Source organism: Nonomuraea sp. NPDC049714 (assembly GCF_044465295.1).
GTDB lineage: Bacteria > Actinomycetota > Actinomycetes > Streptosporangiales > Streptosporangiaceae > Nonomuraea.
Genome location: NZ_JBITLM010000034.1, coordinates 1 through 5954, shown reverse-complemented (window position 1 = coordinate 5954; position 5954 = coordinate 1). Strand labels below are relative to the sequence as shown.

Annotated in this window: 9 protein-coding genes and 1 pseudogene; 4 read left to right on the top strand and 6 right to left on the bottom strand. The window is 64.2% G+C overall.

Annotated features, from left to right (window positions below; genetic code table 11):
• Positions 1–316 precede the first annotated feature (316 nt).
• Positions 317–874: a GNAT family N-acetyltransferase gene (locus ACIBQX_RS50580; protein ID WP_397017864.1), complete on the top strand. Its 558-nt coding sequence runs from the start codon at positions 317–319 to the stop codon at positions 872–874.
• A 45-nt stretch (positions 875–919) separates the two neighbouring features.
• On the opposite strand, the gene ACIBQX_RS50575 is transcribed toward ACIBQX_RS50580, so the two are convergent.
• A complete protein-coding gene (locus ACIBQX_RS50575; RefSeq protein WP_397017863.1) occupies positions 920–1273 on the bottom strand; it encodes a hypothetical protein in 354 nt (117 codons plus the stop codon).
• Between the two features lie 287 nt (positions 1274–1560).
• On the opposite strand from ACIBQX_RS50575, the gene ACIBQX_RS50570 reads away from it, so the two are divergent.
• Positions 1561–1761, top strand: coding sequence for a hypothetical protein (locus ACIBQX_RS50570; protein ID WP_397017862.1), 201 nt, complete (start codon positions 1561–1563; stop codon positions 1759–1761).
• Between the two features lie 50 nt (positions 1762–1811).
• Here ACIBQX_RS50570 and ACIBQX_RS50565 read toward each other — a convergent pair whose 3' ends face one another.
• Complete coding sequence (locus tag ACIBQX_RS50565; RefSeq protein WP_397017861.1) at positions 1812–2156, bottom strand: hypothetical protein; 345 nt, start codon at positions 2154–2156, stop codon at positions 1812–1814.
• A gap of 546 nt (positions 2157–2702) precedes the next feature.
• Between ACIBQX_RS50565 and ACIBQX_RS50560 the strand changes: the two genes are divergently transcribed.
• Positions 2703–2894, top strand: coding sequence for a hypothetical protein (locus ACIBQX_RS50560; RefSeq protein ID WP_397017865.1), 192 nt, complete (start codon positions 2703–2705; stop codon positions 2892–2894).
• 41 nt (positions 2895–2935) lie between these two features.
• On the opposite strand, the pseudogene ACIBQX_RS50555 reads toward ACIBQX_RS50560, so the two are convergent.
• The 4 genes and pseudogenes from ACIBQX_RS50555 to ACIBQX_RS50540 all read right to left on the bottom strand — a co-directional run.
• A pseudogene (locus tag ACIBQX_RS50555) lies at positions 2936–3109 on the bottom strand (type II toxin-antitoxin system VapC family toxin); the annotation flags it as partial.
• On the bottom strand, positions 3106–3351 hold the full coding sequence (locus ACIBQX_RS50550) for a hypothetical protein (protein WP_397017860.1): 246 nt from the start codon (positions 3349–3351) through the stop codon (positions 3106–3108). The gene ACIBQX_RS50550 and the pseudogene ACIBQX_RS50555, both read right to left, overlap by 4 nt.
• A gap of 108 nt (positions 3352–3459) precedes the next feature.
• Entirely contained in the window at positions 3460–3702 is a 243-nt protein-coding gene (locus tag ACIBQX_RS50545) for a hypothetical protein (protein ID WP_397017859.1), read from the bottom strand.
• Positions 3703–3727: 25 nt separating this feature from the next.
• Positions 3728–4696, bottom strand: coding sequence for a helix-turn-helix domain-containing protein (locus ACIBQX_RS50540; protein WP_397017858.1), 969 nt, complete (start codon positions 4694–4696; stop codon positions 3728–3730).
• A 507-nt stretch (positions 4697–5203) separates the two neighbouring features.
• Here ACIBQX_RS50540 and ACIBQX_RS50535 point away from each other — a divergent pair.
• On the top strand, positions 5204–5578 hold the full coding sequence (locus ACIBQX_RS50535; protein ID WP_397017857.1) for a DUF4333 domain-containing protein: 375 nt from the start codon (positions 5204–5206) through the stop codon (positions 5576–5578).
• Positions 5579–5954 lie beyond the last annotated feature (376 nt).

Sequence of the window (5954 nt, the reverse complement as noted above, 5' to 3'; positions counted from 1 at the left end):
CCCAGTCCTCCACCTTGATCACCCTCCAGATTGAACTCTGCAGGGGGTCAGATTTCGGCCGTCGCCTGGGGGTCAGTATTCACGCGCCGTCGACAAGAACTCCCTATGTCTTCTCGCCATCAGTCTGGGCGGCGTTCATCGATGGCGCCAAAAAGGGCGAATTCGACTTCTGAACCAGGCAGTGCATCACCAATGGGCGTTATCGCGCCTGGTTTCCGGGGCGGCCGCTTCGCGAGCGGCCTCCAGTGGCAGACCGAGGTTTTTCGCCGAGGTGCCGGGGCAGGCCGCGTTGCCGCGCGGCCAGTAGGGTCCGCTCATGTACCCGGTATCGATCACCTCCCCGCGGCTCAGTCTGCGGGAGTTCGACAACAGCGACGTGGACGCCGTACTGGCCATCTATGGCGACCAGGCGGTGGCCGAGTACATGAGCTTCGAGCCTCGCACGCGCGATCAGGTGGCGGCCACCATCGAGCACGTGATGGCCGCAGCCCAGGCGCCGGAGCGGTTGGAGTACTCCCTGGCCGGGGTGCTGCCAGATGGGGAGTTGGTGGCGTTCTTGCGTCTGGCGGTGGATGTCGGTCATCCGCTGCAGTCCAGCGGGCAGATCGGCTTCGCCTTCCGCGCCGATCAGTGGGGACATGGTCTCGGTGGCGAGGGGATCCAGCTGTTGCTGCGGCTGGGGTTCGAGCAGCTCGGCCTGTATCGGATCTGGGGCGCTCGTGCTCCGGGTAACGACCGGTCCGCTCGCGTCATGGCCAGACAGGGCATGGTCGAAGAGGGCACGATCCGGGGGCATCTCAAGCTGGCCGGCGGCTGGCGGGATTCGGTCGTGCACTCCATCCTCGCGCCCGAATGGGACCCTGGGCAGGACTGACCCTGCCCAACGACCCCAGAGAGCCACCGGACCCGCCGATGCGGTTCAGCGTCTCTTGATCCAGGTCGGCTGGTTGCAGCCGCCGCTGGCGAAGCCGGTGCGGCACATGGTGAAGACGTCGATGCGGCCGAACCAGACATGGTCCGTTTCGCATCCGGGTTGGGCGCCGTTGGAGTCGGTCGCGGTGTGGGTGAGGAGCATGGAGGTGGTGTATTCCACCTTGACTCCCACATGATCGCTTCTCAGGTCGCAGACTTCTATGTGGCGGCGGTCGGCTGAGACGGTGACGGAGCCCCATCGTTGGTGGTCCTCCCAGCCGTCGGTCGTCTGCGCGTGCGCCGAGGGGATGAGGAGCAGGCCGAGGGCGGCAGTGCCGGCCAGGGTGATCCGACTGAGCATGGGCGGGTTTTCCGTTCCGGGTAGGAGATTGGAACGGAGCCACTGTGGATGGTCTGCCCAGGGGAAGTCGTGTAGGCGGAGGCCTTACGGACGTGGCTTGATCAACACTTGACGGGCGCTCAAGACCTGTCATTCCACGGAGAGCGCTCGACCGTAGCTCTTGGTAATGATTCAATCCCTTAATGTGATTATCGGAGTGGTGGGCTCTACGTTGCAGCCTGCGCCATGAAGGTTCTGGGTGGGTGTCCAGACGGGCCTTGCCATGTCGGCGCGCGTGGGGGTTCCTGGTGAGCTGTACCTGGGTGATCTATGTACGGGCTCTGCTGTGGGAGCGTCTCGACCGGGCGCGCGTCGCACCTGCCCGAGGCTCCTCGGCCGTGGAGTGGGTGATCATCACCGCGATCATCGGGGGAGTCGCTCTCGGCCTTGTCACCCTGATCAAGGCCCTGGTGGCGCAGCGCATGGGCGCCATCCAGGGCGACTGGTGAAGCCAAGGGTCAGAGTCTCCGCATGTCAGGCGGGGAGCGGGGCGCGGGGGTCACAGCTTGCGGGCGCAGGTGACCGGTAGGTAGCCGCTTTTCGGGGTTCCGGTGCTGACGAGGTACCAGTCGTAATGCTCTGCGCCGCACTTGAAGTAAGGCTCTCCGCGTCCGATGGCGATAGTGCAACTCTGCAGGATGTCACCTTTCTTGACGCCGGTGACGATGGGAGCGTCGGCTCTGGTTTCGTCGCGGACTGCTGCCTTTTTGGCGGTTACTTCGATCGATATGTCACAGTTCGCTGCTGCGGGGAGTTCGTGTTGCCGGCTGTGGGCGGATGCGGGCAAAGCGAGGGCGACGGCTAGGACGGCGGGGGTCTGCACGACAACCAGGAAGCGACGCACTGACGATCCTCTCTCTCGGAAAGTAATCGTCTTATCACTAAAAGTGCTTCTCGGGAGTGATGTGCGTCGATAGGTGAGCCTCGCTGGTGAAAAACGAACGCGGACGGCTTGATCAATTCATGATGATCGGCTCGCTCAACTCGGGCGTGTCTGCTTTGACAGCCCGCCTCTCAGGGTCTTCTCTTCGCCGTCCAAGTAGCCTGCCTTGGCATCAGGCACTTAAATGATCTTCGATCGGTCGCGCACGTGCCCAGTCCGTGCCCAAGAGCAACCAGCGAGCTACCACACGAGATCGTCTTCTCGGCGAAACGGCCCGGAGAATCGAGAACTCGCAGGTCAAATAGGGTAAGAGATGGTAGGGCGCCCGGGGCTCGAACCCGGAACCCACGGATTAAAAGCCGCAGTCCTTAATGCCGCCTGCTATTTAATGCTGTCTCATTGTGGCACGGTGTCACTCGTTGTCCGCTTCTGAGCTGTCCAAGAATGCCGCCCGGTGTTATGCCGTATCAGGTGCCGACGAGCATCCGACGAGCAACCACAGGAGGGATGGCATCCCTTTACTGTCAGGACCGCGCCCGGGGTGATGTCGGTGTGTGGGAAGTCCTCGCCTTTGAAGAGCAAGGGCTGGTCGAGGTCTCTGGCAAGGGCGTAGGCGAAGCAGCCGCCCATGTTGAGTTTGGCCTTGGAATTGTTGCCCTTGCCGTAGGTCTGGTACGCCCGGCGGCAATCCTGGCCTGATGGGGTGTTACCGGCTCGATGATGAGGCCCATCTCATCAACGAGCGTGTCGAAGGCGTTGCGCATGGCCTCACCACGGTTGTCCGCCACAATGGCCGCTTCGATGTAGTTGACGGCCGAGATGCGACACACGTTTGCGGCGTTGAGGTGGGCGAACTGGGTGGCCTCTGGCTCACCGTTGATGACGGCAATGATGGCGCTGGAATCAATGATCACGCGGGAAGGCCCGTGTCCGGGTCGTACAGATCTTCAACGGACAGTCGGTCCCGACCGAGGTGGGTCCGCATGCCGGCGGCGATGCTCAAGATACGTTCGGCTCTGCCGGCGGCTTCAGAGCGGCGTTCCAACGCATCCAGGCGGCGTTCGAGCACTTGAGCGGCGTGCTGCGTCTCCTCGGCCAGCCGGATGACCCGGCGGGCGAGGTCATGAATAGGCTCGTGTTCGAGGTCCACGCTCACCGTCGCTCGACTCCCTCCGTCGCGGCGCGTGAGTTGCACCTCCAGCGTAACTGGTGGCCGAGTTTCACTCTCGCCGATGGGCAGCATCCTTCTGCGGTTTTCGTCGAGTCAGGGATTATCCCCGGGCGTGGTGCCGGTGGCGGCATGCCAGGCTTTCCAGATCTCGGGGCGGAGTCTGCCGCGGCCGGCGACCGGGTCCTGCGGCTTCCTCCAGCCCAGAAAGGCCATCTCGTTATGTCGTGGGATGCCGAGCTTCGGGCGCTGACCGAGCGGGTTGCGGGCCCGCTGTTCAAGCGGCCGGAGCCGCGCGCTGTCTTCGGTGACCTGGACCGAGCGTCCAAGGTCGGTCACGCGAAACGCGGCCGCGCGGAGACCATCACGCGGAGGCGCGGGGGTGGTTCTGTTCGCGCCAGGCTCGCGGTGAGATTCCGTATGTCTGTTTGAACATCTTGCTGAAGTGGGTCGCGTCCGCGAAGCCCCAGCTCCGCCCTATCGCCGCGATGGTCCGCAGCCGCCCGTTCGGGCCGGCCAGTTCTCGCCTGCATTCGGCCAGACGGCGTGTACGGATCCAGTCTCCGAGGCTGATTCCCGAGCGGGACAGCACAGCGTAGAGATGGCGTACGGAGATGTCGTGCGCGGCGGCTATCCGCGCCGCCGACAGATCCCGATCAGCCAGATGCTCACGGATGTAACGAGTGACCCGCAGGCTGAGCGTCGCCTCCAACGGAGCCTTGGCCAAGCCGGAGTTGCCGTGCTGGGACGTCAGGACGGCACGGAGGAGTTCGACGCTGGGTTGCACGGCGGCGTCGGCGTGCACACCCTGGTGCAATTCGTCGGTGACGGCCAGTTGGGAGAAATAGGTGAAGGCGAGACGCGCGATGGGGTTGTCGGATCCCAGAGGGACCGCGGTGATGTCTCTCAGCAATCTGTCGGGGAGCGCGAGTGCAGCGCGGGGGAAACGGATGAAGCGGTGGTCGACTCCCTCGTCGAAGAGAAGTGTGTAGGGAGCGACCGACTCGAAGACGGCGCAGTCTCCTGGCCTCAGCAGGCACTCGCGACCGTTCTGCACCACCATGCTGCTGCCCGTCATCTGAACACCCAGAGTGACAGCCGGCTCCTCATCCTCCCGGGCGAGCCGCTCCGTCCGACGGAGCGTGACGGCGGTCGCCCGCGCCGAACAGACCCTGAGGGGCCCGACGGCGCCGAGCCCTATGCGAACGGCGATGTCCTCAGCCGGCGGACCGTGGTCGATGTCGACTACCACCATGGATTCCCACACCGCGTTCCGGACCACTTCCTCCCGGTCCCGCGGCGTTATGAACGCGGTGTCGAGGACCGGGCTCATGAGGCGGGCCTTCGTCCGCGTCGGTCACAGGGCCGGCCTGGCAATACCTCGGCCCGTTCCCCCACAAGACTCCCCTCGACACGGCCGGTTCTCGACATCAGTTTGTCGCGACTGCCTCTCGCTGTACAACGGCTTCGACGGGCACACGCAGACCCTCGTCTGATACGGCGCCTGGGCTGTGCACCACTGACAAAGTTCCCAGCATGAATGACAAAGTCCGAAGCCCACGATGACCCTAAGGTCTATGGACGAGGTCAGGGAAGGGAGAGCGCCGCGCAGGTTGCCCTCCACCGACGCGATTGCCTGGCGTCTACGGCGTCAAGCGGAGCTTTCGCCGTCGCCGTATCGAGCACGCAGCCGCCCCCGGCATCCTGATCTTTTTCTCATCACCCACAAACAGGGGAAATAATGTGGCATACGGAGCGTAACAAGAGGATTGCGGCCGCGGCGGCGCTGGGCGCACTGACGGTGCTTCTCGCCACCGGATGCTCCTTCAGTCTCGGCGACGTGGGGAAGAAGAGTGAGGCGACGGCCAGCGAGGAAGCAGCCGCTGTCGAGGAGGCCCCCACCGAGAAGCGGCAGACGGCTGAGGAGAAGCGAGTCGGTGACGACCCCGCAGGGCCCGAGGACACGGGCGTCAGCGAGGGCGGGGCCGTCCACAAGGCCCGAGTGGCGCAGACGATCTCCGACAAGCTCGCCGCGAACGCCGGCAAGCGTCCCGACAGGGTCACCTGTCCTGAGCACCTCCCGGCCCGGGTCGGCGCCACGATCCGCTGCGAGCTCACTGCCGGCAGCAACACTTTCGGTGTCACCGTCACTGCCACCTCGGTCAACGGCAAGCAGGTCAATTACAACTTCAAGGTCGACGACAACGTCGAGTAAACACGGAGCTCGCGCGACCCGTTCGGGAAACGAAAGGCTCAGGTCGGAGATCCGGTCCCTTCGGGGGACCGGTCCCCGGAAGCGGAAGGCGCGACACGGGAACCGGGGCTGTCGCTTCGGTGTCCCGCTCGTAAACTCGGTGTCGTGCTGTGAGCTGGTGTTTTGCTGCATGATCAGGGCGGTGGCTGCGACCATCTCGGGGTGTTGTCGTCGCTGGCTTACCGATTGGTGAGCGACTTGTTCGGCCTGCTGGTCGTGCTGATCCGCTCTGATCTGTCCAGGTGGAGTTGGCCCGATGCTCCTATGGTTGTCAAGCAACGTTCCGAAGTTCGCTAGTTGCGCCGTTCTCGCTGGTGAGGGCTTTGAAGAGCTCGCG

What these genes read in the sequence shown, in the direction of transcription:
- ACIBQX_RS50580 (WP_397017864.1), top strand. Translation starts at nt 317, where the DNA reads ATGTACCCGGTATCGATCACCTCCCCGCGGCTCAGTCTGCGGGAGTTC.
- ACIBQX_RS50575 (WP_397017863.1), bottom strand. Translation starts at nt 1,273, where the DNA reads ATGCTCAGTCGGATCACCCTGGCCGGCACTGCCGCCCTCGGCCTGCTC.
- ACIBQX_RS50560 (WP_397017865.1), top strand. Translation starts at nt 2,703, where the DNA reads ATGGCATCCCTTTACTGTCAGGACCGCGCCCGGGGTGATGTCGGTGTG.
- ACIBQX_RS50540 (WP_397017858.1), bottom strand. Translation starts at nt 4,696, where the DNA reads ATGAGCCCGGTCCTCGACACCGCGTTCATAACGCCGCGGGACCGGGAG.